Source organism: Halobacillus sp. ABA4_118, from assembly GCF_056160205.1.
The window spans coordinates 2,479,136-2,502,529 of record NZ_JBSWWS010000001.1; the positions used below are offsets into that span (position 1 = coordinate 2,479,136).

Below are 23,394 nucleotides of genomic sequence, written 5' to 3' on the forward strand. Positions count from 1 at the left end.
CAATCCTTGTCTTATGCTTGTCGCATCTATCAGGGTGCTTCCGCATTTCAGTCTTTGTCCAGTTGCAGCGGCTAGTCCCTCGAGGTCATAAGTCCAACACCTCTGTGGAGAAAAGCCCTCCACGGCGGTGCTGGTCTTATGCTTGTCGGGACTGACCAAGCCGCTTCCACATTTCTTTTTTTGTAGTCCAGCTCCGGCACCCAGATGCTCGAGACATAAGTCAATGATCTCCGTGAAGGAAGAACGCTTCACTGCAATCCTTGTCTTATGCTTGTCGCATCTATCAGGGTGCTTCCGCATTTCAGTCTTTGTCCAGTTGCAGCGGCTAGTCCCTCGAGGTCATAAGTCCAACACCTCTGTGGAGAAAAGCGCTCCACGGCGGTGCTGGTCTTATGCTTGACGGGACTGACCAAGCCGCTTCCACATTTCTTTGATTCACACATGTTTTACATGAGCCAGGCATAGGATGTATTAAAATTCGTCTCTTACGACGGGGGAGGTCGCGAAGTGGACATTTTAAAGAAGATACAAGACCACCGGGAATACGAGGAAGAACTGAAGTGGGAAGGAACGTTTGCTGAATACTTGGAGCTGTTGAGAGAGCGGCCGTATTTAGCACAATCCGCTCATTCCCGCGTTTACAATATGGTTAAAAGTGCTGGTGTGGAAGAAGCGCATGATCATAAGCGTTATAAGTTCTTTGATGATGATATCTACGGACTGGATGAAGCGATGGAAAAGCTGGTGGAGGAATATTTCCACCCGGCAGCGAGAAGACTGGATGTCCGCAAACGTATTCTATTATTGATGGGACCTGTCAGTGGCGGGAAATCCACACTTGTAAACCTGATGAAGCGGGGATTGGAAAAGTACACGCATACGGATGAAGGGGCTGTCTTTGCCATCAAGGGCTGTCCAATGCATGAAGATCCGCTGCATCTGATCCCGAGCCATCTGCGCAAGGATTTTCAGGATGAGTATGGCATCCGTATTGAAGGAAGTTTGTCTCCGTTAAATACGATGCGTGTGGAAACGGAGTATGGAGGAAGAATTGAGGACGTTTTAGTGGAACGGATCTTTTTCTCAGAGGATAAGCGTACAGGCATTGGTACCTTCAGTCCGTCTGATCCGAAGTCCCAGGATATTGCCGACTTGACCGGTTCGATTGACTTCTCGACCATTGCTCAATTCGGGTCGGAATCGGATCCGCGTGCTTACCGGTTCGATGGAGAGCTGAACAAGGCCAACCGTGGCATGATGGAGTTCCAGGAAATGCTGAAGTGTGATGAGAAGTTCCTCTGGCACCTGCTCAGCCTGACACAGGAAGGGAACTTCAAGGCTGGCCGTTTTGCCCTGATCTCAGCGGATGAATTAATTGTAGCTCATACGAACGAAGCGGAATACCGTTCTTTTATTGCCAACAAGAAGAATGAGGCGCTCCACTCCCGGATGATCGTCATGCCTGTGCCGTATAATTTGAGGGTCAGTCAGGAAGAGCGGATCTATGAAAAGATGATTAGAGAGAGTGATATCCGCGATGTCCATATTGCTCCGCACACGTTAAGAGTGGCAGCAATGTTCACGATCCTGACACGATTAAAAGAATCGAAAAAGGCGTCCATCGATGTGCTTAAGAAAATGAGACTCTATGATGGCGAAATTCTAGAGGGCTTCAGTGATGTGGATGTCGAGGAACTGAAGAAGGAGCATGGCGATGAGGGAATGAGCGGGATCGATCCACGGTACGTGATCAACCGCATATCATCCACCATCATTAAGAAAGAACTGACATCGATCAACGCACTGGATGTTCTCCGTTCCTTGAAGGATGGACTTGGAAGCCACGCCTCCATATCCAGTGAGGACAAGGAGAGATACCTTGATTTCATTTCCCTGGCGAGAAAAGAGTATGATGAAATTGCGAAGAAGGAAGTGCAGAAAGCATTTGTGTACTCCTATGAAGAATCCGCCGTTACGCTTATGGACAATTACCTGGATAACGTCGAAGCGTACTGTAACAAGGCGAAGCTGAGGGATCCGCTGACGGGTGAAGAACTCAACCCGGATGAGCGTCTCATGCGGTCCATTGAAGAACAGATCGGCGTTTCGGAAAATGCGAAAAAAGCCTTCCGTGAAGAAATTCTCATTCGGATCTCCGCCTACGCACGTAAAGGCAAGAAGTTCGACTACCAGTCCCATGAGCGTCTGCGCGAAGCCATTCAGAAGAAGCTGTTTGCTGATCTGAAGGATGTCGTGAAGATTACGACGTCAGCGAAGACTCCGGATGAACAGCAGCTGAAGAAGATTAACGAAGTCGTTGCCACCCTTGTCGATGAGCATGGGTACAACTCCAGCTCAGCGAACGAACTGTTGAAATATGTAGGCAGCCTGTTGAACAGGTAATGCCTCATCAGACCGCCTCCTTTTCGATAAGAGGGCGGTCTTTTTTATGTTATAATGTCAAAAAAAGAAGAGTGGTGAAATCATGGCCAGGAAATTTTATGCAATTATTGATGTAGGTTCAAACACGATGCGTCTAGTGATTTATCTGCGTGATAAAGGTGGACGTCTGCGTGAAGTGGAGAACGTAAAAGCGGTCGCACGTCTCCGGAACCATTTAACGAAGGATGGTCTGTTATCCACCGAAGGGCTGCAGACGCTGCTGACGACACTGAAGAGTTTCAAGGAAGTTGCTGAATCCTATACGCTTGAGGAAATGGTGTGTGTCGCTACGGCTACGGTCCGCCAGGCGGGGAACCAGGAGGAGATCATCAGCCAGGTTTCCAAGCATACCGGTTTTGACATGCGCATTTTATCGGATCACGAAGAAGCGTATTACGGTTACCTGGCCGTCGTGAATTCCACTCCAGTTACAGAAGGGATCACCGTGGATATTGGCGGGGGAAGTACCGAAGTTACATATTTTAAAGACCGTGAATTGATCGAATCGTACAGCTTCCCGTTCGGAGCATTGACGTTGAAGCAGGACTTCTTCAAAAAGGAACTGCCGACCGAGAATGAATTCGCGGCTTTGCGCCGGTATCTGCTTGATCAGTTCAAATCACTGCCATGGCTGCAGAAGAAGGATATTCCATTGATCGGAATCGGCGGTGGCGCGCGGAACCTTGCACAGATCGATCAGAACCTGAAGGAGTACCCGCTGGCCGGCCTTCATCAATATAAAATGAAGGACAGCGATCTCGCTTTTATAAAAAATTATTTATTCACCCTGCCGATGAAGAAGCTGCAGAAGGTGGAAGGGCTGTCCAAAGACCGGGCGGATATTATTCTGCCGGCGACGGAAGTGTTCCATTCCCTTTACGATACCATGCAGGCTTCCGGATTCATTCTGAGCAGAAAAGGACTTCGGGATGGTGTCTTTTTTGAACAGCTGACGAAGGATATGGGGACATCGGTTTTTCCGAACGTGCTGGAGGAGAGCATTCAGGAATTAATCAATGATTATGACTTGAATGTCAAACAGATCCAGCACGTCCAGCATCTGGCTCATCAGCTTTTCTACCAGCTCCATGAAAAAGGGCTCGGTTCTTTGAAAAAATCGGACTGGCAGGAAGTGAAGAGGGCGAGCTATGTGTTCAACCTGGGGGATTATATCGACAGTGAAGCGAGTGCCCAGCATACCTTCTACCTGCTTGCCAACCGGACGATTGACGGATTGATGCATATGGAGAGACTGCGGATGGCGCTTATGGCCTCCTATAAGAACAAAACGATTTTCAAGCAGTTCCTTCAGCCGTATAAGAAGTGGTTTTTGAAGGATGAACAGAAGAAGCTCCGTCTTCTTGGCTCCCTCCTGAAGTTCTGCTACAGCCTCGACAGCACCCGCAGGCAGACAATCCAAAGCCTTACGCTGACGAAGGAAGGCCATGACCTGCATATTACGTGTCACTGCTCCGGCGAATGGATGCCGGAGGAATATCAGGCGGAAAAACAGAAAAAACATTTGGAAAAGTCACTGAAAAAGACTATAGAACTGTCTTTTGTGGAAAATAAAAAGTAAGTCCCTCTGCGGGCTTCTTTTTATTAACAGCTGTTAATTTCGGAATATTCTACCTTAAAAAATGACAGGATTCAGCAAAATTCATCATTTTTTTACAAAACCTTAACACGTGTTTTATATAGAGGATATAGAGACGTACTAACATATGGAGTGGAATAAATGTGTAAAGGGTGTGCGGTATGTCAACAGAAAACAAGACACAGGAATTGAACAATCCATTATTTTATAACAACCGGGAGCTGAGCTGGCTCGCTTTTAATGAGCGTGTGCTTGATGAGGCTCTTGATTTGGATAACCCTTTGCTTGAACGTTTGAAGTTTTTGGCCATTGGCTCCTCCAACCTGGATGAATTTTTCATGGTACGGGTAGCCGGATTGAAGGATCAGGTAAAAGCCGGTTTCAACAAGCCGGAGAACAAGGCCGGATTGACTCCGAAACAGCAGCTGGCGAAAATTTCGGAAATCAATCATAGCAACGTGAAGAAGCAGTATGACTCTTATCAGTCGATGAAGCCGGAACTGGAGAAGGAAGGCATCTCCCTGCTTTCCATAGAGGATTTGACGAAAGAGGAAATCAACCGCTTCGAAAAATATTTTGACGAGGAAATCTTTCCCGTGCTGACGCCGATGGCTGTGGATGCCTACCGTCCGTTTCCGATGCTTCTCAACAAGTCCATCAACCTTGCTGTCGTCATCAAAGATGAAATCGATCCGGAGAACACAACAAAGACGGCGATTGTCCAGGTGCCGGCCGTCCTGGATCGATTTGTCCAGGTGGAGCATGAAAATAAATACCAATATGTGCTTCTTGAGGAAATTATCAGCCATTTTATGGGTAAACTGTTTAAAGGATACAAAGTGGAATCTGTTTCAGAGTTCCGGATCACAAGAAATGCGGATATGACAATCCATGAGGAAGGTGCCCGGGATCTTCTGAAGGAAATCGAAAAAGAATTGAAAAAACGCAAATGGGGCGCAGCCGTCCGTCTGGAAGTAAGGGATGGCAAGTACGATGAGAAAGTGGTCAAATTCCTGCTCAGCGTCCTGGAAATTCATCGTGATGACCTGTACATTACGAACGGTCCGCTTGATCTCACGTTCCTGTTCAAGTTCCATAAAACGTTTGCTGATGTGAAGGATCATCTTTACTATGAGACATTGATGTCGCAGCCACCACGTGATTTGGACGGGGAGGAGAATATCTTTGAAGCAGCGGAGAACCGCGACATCTTCCTGCATCACCCTTATGAATCTTTTGAGCCTGTCGTCGATTTTGTGGCGGAAGCGGCAGATGATCCATACGTGCTGGCCATCAAACAGACGCTGTACAGGGTAAGTGGAGATTCACCGATTATAGACGCTTTAAAGCGGGCAGCGGAGAAAGGGAAACAGGTGACGGTGCTTGTTGAACTGAAAGCGCGGTTCGATGAAGAGAACAACGTGCAGTGGGCCAAGGAGCTCGAAAAAGCCGGGTGTCACGTCATTTACGGCATGACCTACTTGAAAACCCACAGCAAAATCACCCTTGTCGTCAGGAAAAAAGCAGAAAAGATCGAGCGCTTCGTCCACCTGGGTACCGGAAACTACAACGACCAGACGGCTTCTCTGTATACCGATATGGGCATCATTACGTCGAAGCGGAAGTTCGGGATTGATGCGACGCACTTCTTCAATTACTTGAGCGGTTTTACGGAGAAACCGGAGTTCCATCACTTGTCTATGGCTCCATTTGATATCCGTAATGACTTTATCCGCTACATGAACAATGAGATCCGCTTCCATAAGCAGCACGGAAACGGCCGGATCATTGCGAAGATGAACTCGCTTACGGACAAAAACCTGATTATGAAAATGTACGAAGCTTCCCAGGCAGGCGTACAGGTCGACCTGATCGTCCGCGGGATCTGCTGTTTGAGGCCCGGCATTGAAGGCGTCAGTGACAATATCCGGGTGTACAGCATTGTCGGACGCTTCCTGGAGCACAGCCGGATTTATTATTTCCATCACAACGGGGACGACCGCCTGTTCCTTTCCTCTGCGGATATGATGACTCGAAATATGGTGAAACGCGTTGAACTGCTTTTCCCGATCCACGAGCCTTCTGTGAAAACCCGGCTGAAGAAAATCCTGTCCATCATGCTGAATGATAACATCAAGGCGAGGGAGCAGAAGAACGACGGCAGTTATGAGTACGTACAGCCTGAGAAAAACCAGGTGCGTATCAACAGCCAGATGAAGTTTTTCGATATGGCCTACCGGGTTCTTGAGGATGAGGAATAATCTTTACCAGTAAAAAGTAAAAAGGCGTACCAAAGGGTGCGCCTTTCTTGTTATAATGGAATTGTTACCATTTGAGAAAAATAAGCGAAATTTGTTGAATACGTAAGCGTTTCAATTCTATAATAGTATGTGGACTTGGAAACGTTTTCGAGGAAACTTTAGCCAACAACTACTTGGAGGTATTCTACGTGTCTAAACAAGGCTCCATTCAAAGATTTTGGGATAATTTCCACGGCCCCAACATGGGGTATATCGAAGAGCAATTCGAAGTATATGAAGAAAACCCAAGTGCTGTCGATCCTTCACTGAAGGAAATTTTTGACGAGCACGGGGCACCTGACTGGATGAAGACAAGCCCGTCTGTTGAGACGAACGGCGCTGCGTCTCCTTCAGAAAGGGACATTGCGAAAATCACCTCGGCATTGAAACTTGTTGAGGCTATTCGTCGTCACGGCCATCTGCAGGCGAACATCTATGCTGTAGGAAGTGACGAGCGACCTAAAACAAATTTGCTTGATTTAGAAACCTACGGACTTCAGGAGAAGGATCTGGAGGCTATGCCGGCGGAGTGGGTCTGGCCGGACGCGCCTATGAAACTGGATAATGCCCTCCAAGTGGTCCATGTACTTAAAGAGAGGTATGCGGGGACGATTTCCTTTGAATTCGGCCATGTCAATAATGAGAACGAAAGAAAATGGCTGCAGGACAAAGTCGATACAGGATCGTATCAGGTATCTTTGACAAATCAAGAAAAGAAACAGCTGCTGTACCGCCTGGCTGAAGTGGAAGGTTTTGAGAACTTCCTTGCCAAAACGTTTGTGGCACAGAAGCGCTTTTCCATTGAAGGCCTCGATATTATGGTGCCGATGCTCGACCATATTATCCAGTCGGCTTCCGGCGACCACATTAAACATATCATGATGGGCATGGCCCACAGGGGAAGACTGAACGTGCTTGCCCACATCCTTGGGAAGCCTTATGACCGGATTTTCTCTGAGTTCCACCATTCACCTGATAAAGAGCTCGTACCTTCAGAAGGTTCGATGGGCATCAACTACGGCTGGACAGGTGATGTGAAGTATCACTTCGGAGCCCGGAGAGAGATCGAAAACGGCGAGCAGTCGGCAACGAAAGTGACGCTGAGCCATAACCCTTCCCACCTGGAATACGTCAACCCTGTCGTCCAGGGTTTTACAAGAGCGGCGCAGGATGACCGCAGGGAACCCGGCTATGCGAAGATGGACGAAGACGAGGCATTCGGTCTGTTGATCCACGGGGATGCAGCCTTTATCGGTGAAGGGGTTGTCGCAGAAACGCTGAATATGAGTGATCTTCCCGGCTATCGTACAGGGGGCACGGTCCATATCATCGCCAACAACCTTGTCGGCTTCACGACGAACCGTAGAGACGGACGTTCGACAAGATATGCCAGTGATCTGGCGAAGGGCTTTGAAATACCGGTGGTGCATGTGAATGCCGACGATCCAGCGGCATGCCTTTCTGCTATGGCTCTTGCATACGAATACCGTCAGAAGTTCCATAAGGACTTTCTGATTGATCTCGTCGGGTACCGCCGTTTCGGACATAACGAAATGGACGAGCCGCGCTCTACACAGCCGAAGCTGTATAAGGAAATCGATGAGCACCCGACGGCTGCCGCTGTTTTTGAGAAGCAGCTTCAGGATGAAAGCGTTGTGGAAGACGGCGAGCTGGCGAAGATGAAAGAAGAGATTGAAGAGAAGCTTCGTGACATCTATAACAATATGGGTGAGCACGAAACAGCTGCTCCTGATGTGAAGGACCGTCCGAGCGGTGTAGAACGGGATCTGGATGAAATTCAGACATCCGTGGATATTGAGCGTCTGCGTGGTCTGAATGAAGGGATGCTGAAACGTCCGGAAGGCTTCAATGGATTTAAGAAGCTGGAAAAGATTCTCCAGCGTCGTGCGAAAATGCTGGATGAAGGGCAGAAAGTGGACTGGGCGACAGCGGAAGCCCTGGCCTTCGCTTCTATCCTGGAAGATGGCATTCCGATAAGGATTACCGGTCAGGATACGGAGCGGGGAACCTTCGCTCACCGTCATCTTGTCCTACATGATGTAGAAACGGATGAAACCTACTGTCCACTTCACGGGCTGGATCAGGCGGAAGCGTCCTTTGATATTCACAACAGTCCGTTATCGGAAGCAGGGGTTATCGGTTTTGAGTACGGCTACAGTGTTCATGCTTCCGATTCTCTTGTCCTGTGGGAAGCGCAGTTTGGTGACTTCGCCAATGCCGGTCAGGTCATTTTTGATCAGTTTATTGCCGCCGGCCGCGCGAAGTGGGGAGAGAAATCCAATATGGTCTTCCTGCTTCCGCACGGGTATGAAGGACAGGGGCCGGAGCATTCCAGTGCCCGCCTTGAGCGTTTCCTTCAGCTGGCTGCAGAAAACAACTGGACCGTGGCCAATGTCACATCATCGGCCCAGTATTTCCACCTGCTCCGCAGACAGGCGGCAATCAGCAACCAGGAAGAGGCACGGCCGCTTGTATTGATGACACCGAAAAGCCTGCTGCGGAATCAAAGAGTCGCCGTAGCCGGAGATGCTTTCAGCGATGGGAAATTCCAGTCGCTCATGATGCAGCCGGGATTATCTGAGAATAAAGATAAAGAAAAAGTGAAAACCCTTCTATTAGGAAGCGGAAAAATCATGGTGGATATCGAAGACAAGGTGGAAAGTATGGACGAAACCTTCGAAACCATCGATGCTGTCCGGGTGGAACAGATTTACCCATTCCCGGATCAAAAACTGGCAGAAATGCTGGAAACCTATCCGAATTTAGAAGAACTAGTATGGGTCCAGGAAGAACCGCAGAACATGGGTAGCTGGTATTTCGTGGAGGGGATCCTCCACAGACTCCTGAAGGATGGACAGATTCACAGATTTGTAGGACGTCCACACAGGGCTTCCCCTTCCGTTGGAGAACCGAATATCCATAAAACAGAGCAGAATCGAATCATTCTTGAAGCGCTGCAGATGTCTAAAGGAGGAGAAACAAAATGAAGGAAATCAAAGTACCTGAATTAGCTGAATCCATAACTGAAGGCACGATAGCCGAATGGCTTGTGAAAAAAGGCGACCACGTTTCCAAAGGCGATCCAATTCTTGAGCTGGAAACAGACAAGGTCAATGTGGAAGTGAACGCGGATGCAGACGGGGTTATTGCTGAACTGCTCAAGGAAGAAGGAGATGACGTAGAAGTCGGAGACGTCATCGCTAAAGTGGATGAGAACGGAGAAGCTTCCGCATCTTCTGAGGATTCCTCTGATGATCAACAGGCGGAAGCACCTGCAGCTGAACAAAAGGAAGAACCTCAGCAGCAGGAACAGAAACAGGAGTCCAAGCAGGAAGAACAGCCAGCGGGCTCCAATGGACAGAACAATGGGAATAAAGACATTGTGGCCACTCCGGCTGCCAGAAAGCGTGCTCGTGAACTCGGTATTGATTTGAGCAGTATTTCTGCCCGTGATCCGCTCGGCCGCATCCGTCCGGAAGATGTCGATGCCGCAGCTAAGGGTGGCAGCAAGTCGGAAGAGCCGAAATCAGCGTCTAACGACAAGCCGAAGAAAGAGAAGAAGGAAGAGGAGAAGGCACAGTTTGATAAACCGGTGGAACGGATTAAAATGTCCCGCCGCCGTCAAACGATTGCCAAGCGTCTTGTAGAGGTCCAGCAGGAAGCAGCAATGCTCACGACGTTCAACGAAGTGGACATGACGAACGTTATGAAGCTTCGCAGCGACCGCAAAGAATCCTTCCAGAAAAAGCACGACGTGAAACTCGGTTTTATGTCCTTCTTCACGAAGGCGGCCGTCGGTGCCTTGAAGGAATTCCCGAACTTGAACGCAGAAATTCAGGGCAGCGAAATCATTCAGAAGAAATTCTATGATATCGGAATGGCTGTTTCTACAGAGGAGGGTCTTGTGGTTCCTGTCGTCCGTGATGCCGACCGCCTTGATTTCGCCGGTATTGAGAAGGGAATCGCTGATGTAGCAGCGAAGGCCCGGAATAAAGAACTGCAGCTGGAGGATCTCCAAGGAGGTTCCTTTACCATCACAAACGGTGGAATTTTCGGGTCCATGCTTTCTACGCCGATCCTGAATTCCCCTCAGGTCGGAATTCTTGGGCTGCACAATATTGAGAAGCGCGCGAAGGTCATGCCTGACGACAGCATTGAAGCACGTCCGATGATGTACATTGCGCTTTCCTACGACCACAGAATCGTTGATGGAAAAGAAGCGGTCCAGTTCCTGCGCCGCATTAAAGAAATGATTGAAGATCCGTACGACCTTCTTTTAGAAGGATAATAGGAAATGAAATTCCCCTGCAGCCTGGCTGCAGGGGCTTTTTTTATGAGAAAACCTAGTAGAAGGGATCAGAAATAAGAGAAAAGATAGGCGGAAATAACAAATAATCGATACATATCCCAATATGTTTCATCCATTCACGTGGACCTGCATACGATAGAGTAATACTCGATTAGGAGGGAATAACATGGATGAAGAGACGAGTTTTGTAATCGCCGAAGACGACTGGTCCCTCCATCGGAAAGGCTACGACGATCAGCGTCGACACCAGGAAAAAGTCAAAGATGCCATGAGCAAGCAGCTGCCTGATTTGATAACCGAAGAAAACATTGTCATGTCCAATGGAAAGCGTGTCGTGAAGATTCCTATACGTTCATTAGATGAATATAAAATCCGCTACAATTATGAGAAGAATAAGCATGCGGGACAAGGAGAGGGAGACAGCGAAATTGGCGATGTGGTGGCCCAGGCCCCGCAGCCCGCTAAAGGGAAGCCCGGCGATGGAGACGGCGCCGGTGACCAGGCGGGAGACGATTATTATGAGGCAGAGGTATCGCTGGCTGAATTGGAAGAGGCTTTATTCAAAGAGCTGACCCTTCCTAATCTCGATGAGAAAGAAAAAGACAATATCCTTCATACCGATATTGAATTCAGCGATATTCGTAAAACCGGATTGACCGGCAATATCGATAAGAAGAGGACAATGCTTGAAGCCTACAAGCGGAATGCGCTTCGCGGGGAACCCTCTTTCGCACCGATTTACCCGGAGGACATCCGCTACAAGACGTGGAATGAGAAGACCAAGCCGGAGTCCAAAGCGGTCGTCATTGCCATGATGGATACCAGTGGGTCGATGGGGCAGTGGGAAAAATACATGGCCAGAAGCTTCTTTTTCTGGATGACCCGCTTCCTGAACCGAAACTATGAAACGGTGGATATTGAATTTGTCGCCCACCATACGCAGGCCAAAGTCGTCAGCGAGGAGGATTTCTTTTCGAAAGGGGAAAGCGGGGGAACCATCTGCTCATCTGCTTACAGGAAAGCGCTGGAGCTCATTGAGACGAAATATTCACCGGAACGCTACAACATCTATCCGTTCCACTTTTCTGATGGTGACAACCTGACCTCTGATAATAAACGATGTCTCGGTTTAATTGAACAGCTGATTGAAGTTTCACAGATGTTCGGGTACGGGGAAGTGAATCAGTATAACCGGTCCTCCAGCTTGATGCAGGCTTATAAATCCATCGAACATGATAAGTTCCGTTATTACATCCTACGCAGAAAAGCCGACGTTTTTCATTCGATGAAGCATTTCTTCAGCGAGCAGGTCGAGGAAATGTTCACGTAGCTGACATAAAAAGGGTGTCGAGAGAGTTCTCGGCCCCTTTTTTGTGCGAAAGGTTTACATGTACACAGGAAAGGAAACTCCTTGATATAATGAGAAGGGTCATCCTACATACAAGGAGTTCATTCTATGATTCAGGAAATTCTGCAGTCTAATCAATTCATTATGCTGATGGCGCTTCTGCTCATTGTCAGCATCATCGTTACGAAATTCTCTTCCCGGCTCGGGGTTCCGTCTCTCGTGTTGTTTATTCTTGTCGGAATGATGGTCGGCAACGAGGGTCTGGGGTTCATTGACTTTGACAATCCGGAAATCGCCCAGCTTGTCGGTGTCATTGCTTTGATTATCATTCTGTTTGAAGGTGGAATGCTGACCAAGTGGAAAGATATTCGTCCAGTCCTCGCCCCTTCGTTGACGCTTGCGACCATCGGAGTCGTACTGACGACAGGTATCGTTGCAGTTGCAGCGAAATATTTCCTTCATATCGGCTGGGTGGAGGCGATGCTCGTCGGAGCGATCGTCGGTTCTACAGATGCTGCAGCCGTCTTTGCTGTACTGAAAGGGAAAAATGTAGACGGAAAGCTGGAGGCCACCCTGGAAGCCGAATCAGGGACGAATGATCCAATGGCCGTGTTTTTGACGATCAGCTTCATTCAACTGCTGACGGTTGATGAAGTCAACATGTTCGGATTGGTTGGTTCCTTCTTCTGGCAGATGGGGGCAGGGGTCGTGGTTGGTGCTGTGATCGGCTGGGGGGCAAGTTTCGCCTTAAACCGAATCAACCTCGATTCCAGCGGGCTTTATCCCCTTTTTGCGCTCGGTTTTGCGTTTCTTTCCTACGGGGCGAGTTCGCTTCTGCAAGCCAGTGGACTTCTTGCCGTCTATGTCACTGCGGTGATCATCGGAAATGCGGAACTTGCCTACCGTTATTCAATCCTTCGATTCCATGAAGGTTTCGGCTGGATGGCACAGATTCTGATGTTCATCATCCTTGGGTTGTTCGTCACTCCGTCAGAGGTGTTTACGTGGTCTGTCATGTCGAGCGGATTATTGATTGCCGGGGTGCTTATTTTTATTGCCAGGCCGGCAGCGGCTTTTTTGAGTCTATCCGGGTTTTCGTTTTCATGGAGGGAAAAAGTATTTCTATCGTGGGCGGGTGTCCGGGGAGCGGTTCCGATCGTCCTCGCAATTTTCCCGATGCTTGCCGACATCGAAAACAGCCAGGTGATCTTCAACGTCGTTTTCTTCACGGTCCTGACTTCAGCGCTCATCCAGGGGTCCTCGATTACTTGGATGGCAGACCGGTTCAAACTGGTTTCCGACAAGCTTGGCAACCCGATTCATTCATTGGAACTGATTTCAATTGGAAAAGCGAATGTGGAGATGATTGAGTTTGAGGTAACTCCGAGGAATGTCGTCGTCGGGCAGAAGCTTGAGGAAATGGAACTGCCGGACAGGGCATTGATTAATGCCATTATCCGTAAGGGTGATGTGATTACACCATACGGACAGACGGAAATAAAAGCAGGGGATACGTTATACATTCTGGTTTCCAGAAAAAATAAGAAAGAAGTCAAGAAAGTTCTTGAAGCCGTTAAGGATCACGGACACCACGAGAAAAGCCGAGCTTAAACAGCTCGGCTTTTCTCGTAGCAGCTATGATATTTTGGGCGTTTCTTTATGATATGAAGAATACAGTCTTTATTATAGGTAACAAATGCTGATTTGTAAACCTTTTCTAATAAAAACGTGATCATTTTACTAGAAAATATTAGTGAAAGCGGGAAGCAATTGTGTGTTCGACAAAGTTCCTATACAATAAGAATCACCAAGGAGGGATGTACGGTGAAGAAACGTATAGGTTTTATCGGCTGCGGTCAGATGGGCCAGGCCATGATTCAGGGCATGATTGATGCAGGGGTCGTGGAACCGGGGGATATCGCTGCGACCGCTTTGTCTGATGAAACGATCGATTTTGTGGCCGATGAGTACGGCATACATATTTCCAATGATAATAAGAAACTGGCAGGAGAAAGCGACCTGCTGTTTCTGGCCGTGAAGCCATATGTGTACAGAGGTGTGATTGAGGAAATCCGTGAAGAGGTTTCCGAGGATACGGTGGTCATTACGGTTGCAGCCGGTATTACGCTTCAATCGATGGAAGAGGCCTTTGACAAAAATGTCAAAGTCATCCGATCCATGCCGAACACCCCATCGCTGGTTGGTGCAGGTATGAGTGCGCTCTGTCCCAATGCTTTTGTGACACAGGAAGATCTGGCCGAAGTGCTCGAGCTGTATGAAAGCTTTGGGGAAGCGGAAGTCATTGAAGAGAAACTCATGGATGCTGTGCCGGCGGTCAGTGGTTCTTCCCCGGCTTTTGTATACATGCTGATTGAAGCGATGGCGGATGCCGCTGTCCAGCAGGGCTTTCCGAGGGACAAGGCTTATAAAATGGTTGCCCAGACGGTCGAGGGGGCTGCGAAGATGGTCAAGGAAACAGGCAGACATCCGGCAGAATTGAAGGATGCCGTCTGCACGCCCGGAGGCACGACGATTTCCGGTGTAACCAAGCTGGAGGAAGCTGGGTTCAGGAAGGCCATTATTCAAGGGATGACGGCTACGACAGAAAAGTCAAAAGCCTTATCCCAAGGGAGAAAATAACAGAAAGCCGGGCCCCGGATGCCGGGCTTTCTGTTTGTTTGAAACGAATGGGCTCGCATATCCGTACAGATAGTACAGGAGGTGGACGTATGAATAATCAGCCGGCTCAACGTATTTCTAAGCGGGCTTTAACGCTATGGCGCATATACGGCGTCATACACAGCTTCATTCTATTACTCATAACAACGGCTTTAACCGTTACGGTGTTCCTCTGGGAATGGCCGTGGTGGCTGGCGGCTGGAGGAGGAGGGCTGGTCGTTCTGGATGCCGTTCTGTTCATCTGGCTGGTGCCAGGGCTGAGATGGAAACGCTGGCGCTATGAAGTCAGTGAGCAGAACATCGATCTGCAGCACGGCATTTTCATCATTACCCGCACACTGGTACCGATGGTCCGGGTTCAGCACGTAGATACGGAGCAGGGACCGCTGCTACGGAAATTCCGACTTTCCACTATCAGCATATCGACAGCGGCGACGATACATAAAATACCAGCGCTCGATGAAGACGAGGCGGAGCGTCTGCGCCAGTCGATTTCCTCTCTGGCAAGGGTGGCTGAGGATGATGTTTGAACCGCGGAAGCTCCACCCTATTTCTGCATTGATCAATTTCGTTAAAACCCTGAAAGATGCGGCTTTTCCATTGATTGTCGTTATTTTTATTAACGGCAGCCCGTTCAGTGGAGAATGGAACTGGGTGCCGCTCGCCATTTGGGGAGGTCTGCTGGTAATCGTGCTTGGTTCAGGAGTCATCCGCTGGCTGCGGTTTTCTTATTGGATGGAAGATGGAGAACTGCGTATTGAATATGGGTTGATTTTCAGGAAGAAACGCTACATTCCTGTGGAGAGGATTCAAAGCCTTGATTTTTCGGAAGGAATTTTCCACCGCCCGTTGAAATTAGTGAAAATTTCTGTGGAAACGGCGGGGGCGACCGGTACGCAAGGAGCGGAGGCTGAATTGACAGCCATTACCCGCGAAGAAGCCAAAGAGCTGGAAACGCTCATTTTTCAGCAGAAGCGGGCGGCTCAGGAAGAAGAAAGCGTTGAGGAAGATACCGGGGAACAACCGGTGGAACCGCCAAGACAGAAAGTGTTCGGCATGACCATGAAGGATCTTGTCCTTATGGCCGTCACTTCCGGAGGGGCGGGGGTGGTCATTTCCGGTGTGGCCGTGTTCTTTTCCCAGTTCATGGACATTCTTCCTGTCGGGGCCATTTATGAAGAACTGCTGGACTGGATTCAGGTCGGTGTACTGATGGTGGCTGTTACTGCCCTCTTTGTTCTTTTGATCGCTTATGGGATATCGATCCTCCTTACGATCATGCGCTATGCCTATTTCTCTGTCTACCTGGAGGAAGAGGATCTGATCATTACCCGGGGATGGCTGGAGAAAAAGCAGATGACTATCCCGCTTAACCGGATTCAAGGGGTGCGGATTGATGAGAACCTGATCCGCCAGCCCTTGGGGTATGCATCGGTCACGATCATCAGTGCCGGTGGTTCCGTCATGCAGAACGATGAGCATCAGTTGAAACTGCTTCCGATGATCCGGAAAAAGGAAATCGAAGGAGTTCTCCAGATGATTCTCGAAGATTATCAGGTTGTTGGTGATTTCAAGCAGCCACCAGCCAGATCGAAATACCGTTACATGATCCGGCAGTCATGGCTCGGGGTGGCGGCCGCCGTTCCGGTCAGCATATACTTTTATCCTTACGGGTTGCTGGCTGTTCCAGCTGTCCTGGGGCTTGCGGGTTTCGGCCTGCTTGCCTATAAAGATGCGGGGTGGGCCATCCATGGTACCCAGTTGAGCCTGCGGTCAAGGAATATTATCAAGCAGACCTACTTGATGAAGCGATTCCGTATCCAGGCCGCATCCAAGAAGCAGACACTGCTGCAGAAGCGTGCCGGTCTTTCTACGATTCAGGTGACACTCACCTCTGGTGGAGGTGGAGCGGTGGCGCGCTGCTACTACCTGGAGGAAAAAGAAACCGATTCGGTCCTGGACTGGTATATAGACGCTGTGGCCAATCAAAAACCAGTGGAAAAGTAATTTTTCCGCTGGTTTTTTTCTGTTTACAATAAAAAAACGAACATTAATAAATTTCAGTTGATTTTTGTTCGTTTTACTATTACTATAAGAGACGTCCTATTCTTAAGTGAAAGATTGGTGTTAACATTGATGAATAAATTATTTCGTTTGGATGAGAACCAAACCACTATAAAAACTGAAATACTTGCCGGCATTACGACCTTTCTGACGATGGTCTACATTGTCGTTGTAAACCCTGCGATTCTATCCGGAGCAGGTGTTCCATTCGGCCAGGTGTTTATGGCGACGATCATCGCTGCTGTCACAGGGACGCTGATTATGTCCTTTGCAGCCAACTACCCGATTGCCATCGCCCCCGGGATGGGATTGAACGCCTATTTTGTTACAGAAGTGGTCCAACAGGATGTCAGCTATTCGGTCATCTTCGGATCCGTCTTTGTTGCTGGTATTCTTTTCGTTATCTTAAGTTTAACCAGTCTTCGTAAAACGTTGATTATGGCCATTCCGCCATCCTTGAAATATGGCATAACATCCGGAATCGGTCTGTTCATTGCGTTTCTTGGACTGCGCATGTCCGGCATTATTGTTGAGAGTGATACAACGCTTGTCACTCTTGGAGACATGACATCTCCAGGGGTACTGCTGACCGTCTTTGGTCTTATGGTTACGCTCGGCCTGATTGCAAGGAACGTCACCGGCGGATTATTTATCGGCATGTTTATTACCGGCCTTGTTGGATTTTTCACCGGTCAGCTTGAACTGAATGGTTTTGTTGATACACCTCCAGCTCCGGTTTTCTGGGATATGGATATTGGAGCGGTGTTCAGCAACGGCCTTTATACTGTGATTTTTGCATTTTTACTCGTGACTATTTTTGATACGACGGGGACGATGATCGGTGTGGCCGAGCAGGCCGGATTCATCCGCAAGGACGGAAGTCTTCCTAGAGCCCGCGCGGCTTTAATGGCAGATGCCTCTGCTACGACGGTCGGCGCTGTGTTTGGAACGAGTCCTTCATCCGCATACATTGAATCTTCTTCTGGTGTAGCGGCAGGAGGACGAACAGGATTGACGACCATGGTTGTCGCCGGCCTGTTCCTTCTCTCGATGTTCTTTGCACCTGTCGTAGGGGCGGTTTCCGGCCTTCCTGCGATTACCGCTCCTGTGTTGATCATCGTCGGCTGCTTTATGATGGAGGGGCTGGCAAAAGTCAACTGGGGGTCCTTTGATGATGCTTTCCCGGCTTTCATCATCATCCTCACCATGCCGCTTACCTCAAGTATTGCAACAGGGATTGCTTTCGGATTCATTACGTATCCGATTTTGAAACTGGTCGTCGGTAAAGGAAAGCAAGTCCACTGGATGCTTTACATGTTTGCGATCATCTTCATTCTGCAGATGGCCTTCTTCCCCGGCCATTGATCCTGAACCTGCGTGCCCTTAAAAGGGCACGCAGGTTTTTTTATGTTCTTTCGGGTATATTTTCCTTTCCGTTTGGCAGATTAAGGACAGGTGATGCTCATGGGATTTTTTAAGCGGTTGTTTTTTGGAGATCATAGAAGACTCCAGGACAGGGATTTGGCACACGATCATAATCTTGGTCGGAAACAGCCGAGTTCCACGAAATTATCGGAAAATGTAGATTACCTCTTAAGTAATTTTAATAAGTCCAATGATTTGAAAATCCGTGTTCTCAATGAAGGGAATGCGGCTTTACTGTATTTTGAATCGCTGTCTGACCAGGAAAAGGTGTTTGAAAAAATCTTCGCCCCTGTTGAAAAAGGCCCCATTGACGAAATTTCCAAGTTGAGAGGTGCGCGGATTACTCGAAATCTTGAAGAAGTGATCACGAATCTGTTGGGTGGACAGGCGGCTTATATAGAGGATGGCTCCAATAAGGTTCATCTTTTTGATGTGACGTCCTGCTTTAATCGGACACCGGAAGAGCCACAGAACGAGCGGGTCATTCGTGGGGCGCACGACGGATTCATCGAAAATATCATGGTGAACATCAACCTGATTCGAAAAAGGATTGAAAATCGGAATTTAACCGTGAAATATATCAAGATTGGCACATACACCAATACAAATGTCGCTATCATTTATATGGATGGCATTGCAGACCCTTCCTTGGTTCAGGAGGTGGAAAGAAGGATCAGCTCTATTGAAACGGATATGGTGCACAGTCCCGGGCTGATCGAAGAATATATTGAGGATCAAACGAATACACCGTTTCCGCAGATGCTGCATACGGAAAGGCCGGACAGAGTGGTCGCCAACTTAATGGAAGGTCGTGTGGCGATCATGGCTGAGGGCACGCCGACCACGCTTATCGCGCCATCCACGTTTTTTATGTTTTATCAGGCTTCTGATGATTACAACATGCGTTGGTTCACAGGCACATTCATCCGTCTTGTCCGTCTGTTCAGTTTTGTGATTGCCGTCGGTCTTCCGGCGTTTTATATCGCCATTGTCGGTTTTCATTTTGAGGTCATCCCGGATGAATTGGTCATTCCTATCAAGGCTTCCATCAATGAAATTGCCTATCCTCCGATTATCGAAGCACTGGTCATGGTCGTAATCATCGAATTGATCCGGGAGGCCGGTGTGCGGCTGCCGGCGCCGATTGGGCAGACGATTGGTATTGTAGGCGGTCTCGTTATTGGGGATGCGGTGGTCAGAGCCGGTCTCGTTTCCAATTTGATGGTTATTGTTGTTGCTTTAACGGCGATTGCTTCATTTGTGGTTCCTTCCAATGAGTTGAGTACGGCGCTTCGTCTCTTGACGTTCCCCTTGATCATCCTTGCCGGGACGATGGGGTTTGTCGGTATTGCGTTTGGAATGCTGATCATTCTCATCCATCTGACAAAGCTGCAGTCTTTTGGTGTGCCGTACATGGCTCCCGTAGCACCGCTCAGCTTTAGGGATCTAAAGGATACGTTTGTCCGTCTTCCGATGTTTATGATGAAAACAAGGCCGAAAGACTCGCATGCGGTTAAGCCTGACGCATTGAATCCAGTAAGGAAGTGGAAGCTCAGTGACCAGCAAGGATCAAAACCAAATCAGCAGCCGGACGGGGCAGAAGCCTCTTCACAAAAAGAATCCGAATGATGATCAGAAAATTTCCAGGCGCCAGTTTTTCTTTATCATTATCCAAACCCAGATTGGTGTAGGTGTGCTAAGTGTGCCATTTGAACTGCACAGTGCCGCCAGACAGGATGGGTGGATCTCTCTGCTCATTGGAGCGTCGATCCTTCCTTTGGTCCTGCTGGCCATATGGGGGACCGTGAAAAATTTTCCAGAGGACTCTTTATTCCAGATAAGCGAAACCATCTTCTTCAAATGGGGAGGAAGGGTGTTAACTCTCGGCTATGTCCTCTATTTTGTCAGCGTAGGAACCTTGATTATCATCCTGTATGGAAGGATGATCAGTCTTTGGGTGCTTCCCAGTACGCCGCTGTGGATCATAGCTTTTCTTATGATTGTGGTCTGCTGCTATTTGATTTCAGGCGGACTTCTTGTGATGGGAAGGGTTTACACGATGCTTTCTATTCTCATTCTTATTCTATTCGGAGTGATTATCTACTCGGCGAAAGAGATGAATATCGTATACCTTTTCCCGGTGCTTGAGAATGGCTGGGGACGAGTGCTGGCAGGTGTGAACGAAGCGCTTTTTTCTTTTTTAGGATACATCGTGTCGCTGTTCATCTATTCCAAAGTCATGGGTACTCATAAACAGAAACTGAGGGTCATGCTGTATGCGCACGGTTTTGTGTTTCTTTTTTACTTTATTATCGTATTTGTCAGTTTTACGTACTTCAGCACAGAGGAGATCACTCTGGTACCAGAGCCTATTTTGTATATGCTGAAGGCCTTTGAACTACCGATTATAGCGAGGCTGGACTTATTTTTCATTTCGATATGGATCGTGAACGTGGCTACGACTTTCGGCACGTACCTGTATATGGCCAGTCTTGGAGTGAGTCACCTTTGTCCAATCTGTACGAAAACGACAGCATCCATCCTTGTCAGTGTAGTCGTGCTTGCTTTAACGCTCTATGTCGGATATGACATAGACAAGACCAATCAGCTCGATCAAATCGTTCTTCGTCTAGGCTATGTTTTTTCCCTGTCCCTCCCTTTGATTATGCTGCCACTGTCCTACTTCAGAAAAAAACAAGTCGAGGAGGGAGGATGATATGAGAAAGGCTCTACTGATTCTTTCTGCTTTATTTCTATTGACAGGCTGCTGGGATGAGCGTCAGTTCAAAAACATCAGCCTTGTTCTGTCCATGGGATTTGATGTGGGGGAGGAGCAAGCCATCAAGCAGACGGTTTCCATCCCTACTGTTACACGCAGTTCGGAAGGTCCGGGCCAGGAATTCATCAATGTTCTTTCTACAGAAGCCCATACGCCGAGGGAAGCCAGAGACAAAATTGATATGATGATCTCCGATAATTTCGACCCTTCCAAAGTAAGGGTGGTCGTTTTTGGAGAGGAGCTGGCTAAGAAAGGGATATTTCCAGTCCTGGATGATATGTACAGGGATCCGAAAAGTAACTTGAATGCTTACATGGCTGTTGTGGAGAAAGGGACAGCAGAAGAGATTACCCGGCTGAAGGCTACAGGTGAGACGAGAATCAGTGAATACCTCGGCGGGATGCTGGAAACAGCGGCCTCTTCTACGCATACGACGGGGGAAAACCTACAGCTGTTATGTGCGGAGCTGATTGAACCAGGCATTGATTTTTCAGTACCGCTCATTCAGCTGGATGAACAAAATGGAGCGATCAACTTCAGTGGTATGGGTTTGTTCCATGAAAGAACGTACACAGGAGAAAAAATTTCAGCGGAGCAGTCTACGCTCTATATGCTGCTTCAGGGGAAAAGGGGGAAAATTGCCCGCTTAACCGAGAAGGTTTCCGGGGAAAATGATGAGATTACCAGTTATGCGACCGTTGAAGTGAATAAAATGAAAAGGGACATGAAACTGACCGTCGACGACGCAGTCACGGCTGATATTTATTTGAATCTGCAGTTGAAAGTGGTGGAATACCCTTCTGATCACCTTTATGTGAAAGGGAAAATCAAAATGTTGGAGAAGGAGCTCACCGACGTGCTCACAAAAGAGTCCGAGAAGATTCTCACTACGCTTCAAGAGGCCAACAGTGACGTATTCGGCATTGGACGACGAGTGAAAGCCTATCATCCTGATTATTGGAAGAAGGTGGAGTGGAGTGAGGAATTTCCTAAGATCGAAATCGTCCCTCACTTTGATATCAAAATCATTGAGCATGGCATAATGAATTAGAATCAGAAGAATTTTTAGAGATTTTTCTTTTTCATGAAACCTTTTTGAGGTGAGTGTCGTCTGTAGAGTAGAACTATTTTTGGAGGAAGTCCGTTTGCCAGTCCCAAAAGGAACATTCGTTTTACTCATGTGCGCCGGAATCGTTCTCAGCTCCTGCATGCCGGCGGACCTGCCAAGTGGATATTATGCGTATGACAGGGAAGAGGCATCCGGATTCGCTCAGTCTTTGAAATTTCAGCCTGAGCTTCCACGCTTTATTCCTTTCCAGTCTGCCAGCATGATAACGGAAGAAAATGAAATCACTTTTCTTTCCGCGCAGAATGACGTGTTAACGCTCCAAGTTTTCCCCGGCAATCCTTCGTTTCCAATGATGGATCCGGTGATGCTGGAGATTCCAGGCAAGGGGAAAGCCGCGTATGTGAACAACCGGTTTGCCCAGAAGCTTTCATGGACAAAGAACGGTATCTCTTATCTGCTTGTGTACCGCATGGCTGCCGTTCGTGATGAAACGAATGAACAGAGTGTGACACGTCAGCACCTGGTTGAAGTGGCTCACTCGTTTCATTAATAAATTGGTTTATACCTCCCCTATGGTATAATACATGTGCACCTGCCGCCTGACCAACGGCAGGTGTTTTTTTGCTTTCCTTTTTATACATAAATTCCCTTTCTTACCCCAGACTACAACTATAAAACAGGAGGGAATGATCGTATGAAAAAATGGATCGGTACAGCTGTTCTGCTGATCGTACTGCTGTTCTCAATGAGTACTGAAATCATTTATGCCCAGACGGATACGTATACGGTTAAACGTGGAGATACCCTTTGGAAAATCTCGCGGAAGTACAAAATCGGTCTTTCGGAAATTATCAATGCCAACCCCCAGTTCAATAATCCGGACTTAATTTATCCCGGTGACAGGGTGACGATCCCGTTAAAGCCGAACATCAAGTCTGTGGAAAGCCAGGTCATTGATTTAACAAATGAAGAACGGGCAGCCAATGGCCTTCCAGCTTTGAAGGCGAATTGGCAGGTCTCCAGGGTCGCGAGGTATAAGTCTCGTGATATGGCCCGGAAGGATTATTTTTCTCACCAATCTCCAACCTATGGGTCGCCGTTCCAAATGTTGAGTGATTTTAATGTTCCCTACCAAAAAGCAGCAGAAAATATTGCTGCCGGCCAGCGCACACCAGAGGAAGTCGTCGATGGCTGGATGGACAGCGCCGGCCATAGGAAGAATATTCTGGATCCCGGATTGACTCAGATTGGCGTGGGTTATGCAGAGGGTGGAAGTTACGGCTATTACTGGACGCAGGTGTTCATTACTAAATAGGACAGGCATTGGAGGAGGTGCCGGTGCGCCTTCTCTTTTCCCGGTC

General features: G+C 48.2%; 16 protein-coding genes. All 16 read left to right on the top strand.

Annotated features, from left to right (window positions below; genetic code table 11):
* Positions 1–507: 507 nt before the first annotated feature.
* The 16 genes from ACXAGL_RS12425 (at position 508) to safA (ending at position 23,348) form a co-directional block, all read left to right on the top strand.
* The gene (locus ACXAGL_RS12425; RefSeq protein WP_474967710.1) at positions 508–2,403 is read left to right on the top strand and encodes a PrkA family serine protein kinase; all 1,896 of its coding nucleotides are present in this window, start codon (positions 508–510) and stop codon (positions 2,401–2,403) included.
* Between the two features lie 82 nt (positions 2,404–2,485).
* Positions 2,486–4,021: a Ppx/GppA phosphatase family protein gene (locus ACXAGL_RS12430; RefSeq protein WP_474991295.1), complete on the top strand. Its 1,536-nt coding sequence runs from the start codon at positions 2,486–2,488 to the stop codon at positions 4,019–4,021.
* Positions 4,022–4,200: 179 nt separating this feature from the next.
* A complete protein-coding gene (locus ACXAGL_RS12435) occupies positions 4,201–6,300 on the top strand; it encodes an RNA degradosome polyphosphate kinase (RefSeq protein ID WP_474991296.1) in 2,100 nt (699 codons plus the stop codon).
* Positions 6,301–6,542: 242 nt separating this feature from the next.
* Positions 6,543–9,347: a 2-oxoglutarate dehydrogenase E1 component gene (locus ACXAGL_RS12440; protein ID WP_474992375.1), complete on the top strand. Its 2,805-nt coding sequence runs from the start codon at positions 6,543–6,545 to the stop codon at positions 9,345–9,347.
* Entirely contained in the window at positions 9,344–10,648 is a 1,305-nt protein-coding gene (gene odhB / locus ACXAGL_RS12445) for a 2-oxoglutarate dehydrogenase complex dihydrolipoyllysine-residue succinyltransferase (protein ID WP_474971906.1), read from the top strand. Before ACXAGL_RS12440 ends, odhB begins: the two co-directional genes overlap by 4 nt.
* Positions 10,649–10,835: 187 nt before the next feature.
* Positions 10,836–11,999 carry a sporulation protein YhbH gene (gene yhbH, locus ACXAGL_RS12450; protein WP_474967714.1) on the top strand — a complete coding sequence of 388 codons (1,164 nt, stop codon included), beginning with the start codon at positions 10,836–10,838 and terminating at the stop codon, positions 11,997–11,999.
* A 126-nt stretch (positions 12,000–12,125) separates the two neighbouring features.
* Positions 12,126–13,628, top strand: a complete 1,503-nt coding sequence (locus ACXAGL_RS12455; RefSeq protein WP_474991297.1) for a potassium/proton antiporter — start codon at positions 12,126–12,128, stop codon at positions 13,626–13,628.
* A 213-nt stretch (positions 13,629–13,841) separates the two neighbouring features.
* On the top strand, positions 13,842–14,657 hold the full coding sequence (gene proC, locus ACXAGL_RS12460) for a pyrroline-5-carboxylate reductase (protein WP_474967716.1): 816 nt from the start codon (positions 13,842–13,844) through the stop codon (positions 14,655–14,657).
* A gap of 89 nt (positions 14,658–14,746) precedes the next feature.
* Positions 14,747–15,226: a PH domain-containing protein gene (locus tag ACXAGL_RS12465; RefSeq protein ID WP_474967717.1), complete on the top strand. Its 480-nt coding sequence runs from the start codon at positions 14,747–14,749 to the stop codon at positions 15,224–15,226.
* Positions 15,216–16,703, top strand: coding sequence for a PH domain-containing protein (locus ACXAGL_RS12470; protein ID WP_474991298.1), 1,488 nt, complete (start codon positions 15,216–15,218; stop codon positions 16,701–16,703). Before ACXAGL_RS12465 ends, ACXAGL_RS12470 begins: the two co-directional genes overlap by 11 nt.
* 129 nt (positions 16,704–16,832) lie before the next feature.
* Positions 16,833–18,125, top strand: a complete 1,293-nt coding sequence (locus tag ACXAGL_RS12475) for an NCS2 family permease (RefSeq protein ID WP_474967719.1) — start codon at positions 16,833–16,835, stop codon at positions 18,123–18,125.
* Between the two features lie 99 nt (positions 18,126–18,224).
* Entirely contained in the window at positions 18,225–19,814 is a 1,590-nt protein-coding gene (locus tag ACXAGL_RS12480) for a spore germination protein (RefSeq protein WP_474991299.1), read from the top strand.
* A complete protein-coding gene (locus ACXAGL_RS12485) occupies positions 19,741–20,901 on the top strand; it encodes a GerAB/ArcD/ProY family transporter (RefSeq protein WP_474991300.1) in 1,161 nt (386 codons plus the stop codon). Before ACXAGL_RS12480 ends, ACXAGL_RS12485 begins: the two co-directional genes overlap by 74 nt.
* Position 20,902: 1 nt before the next feature.
* Entirely contained in the window at positions 20,903–22,015 is a 1,113-nt protein-coding gene (locus tag ACXAGL_RS12490; RefSeq protein ID WP_474991301.1) for a Ger(x)C family spore germination protein, read from the top strand.
* A gap of 94 nt (positions 22,016–22,109) precedes the next feature.
* Positions 22,110–22,583 (top strand): hypothetical protein, encoded by a 474-nt coding sequence (locus ACXAGL_RS12495; RefSeq protein WP_474991302.1) that lies wholly within the window; start codon positions 22,110–22,112, stop codon positions 22,581–22,583.
* Between the two features lie 144 nt (positions 22,584–22,727).
* Positions 22,728–23,348, top strand: coding sequence for a SafA/ExsA family spore coat assembly protein (gene safA / locus ACXAGL_RS12500; RefSeq protein ID WP_474991303.1), 621 nt, complete (start codon positions 22,728–22,730; stop codon positions 23,346–23,348).
* Positions 23,349–23,394: the final 46 nt, after the last annotated feature.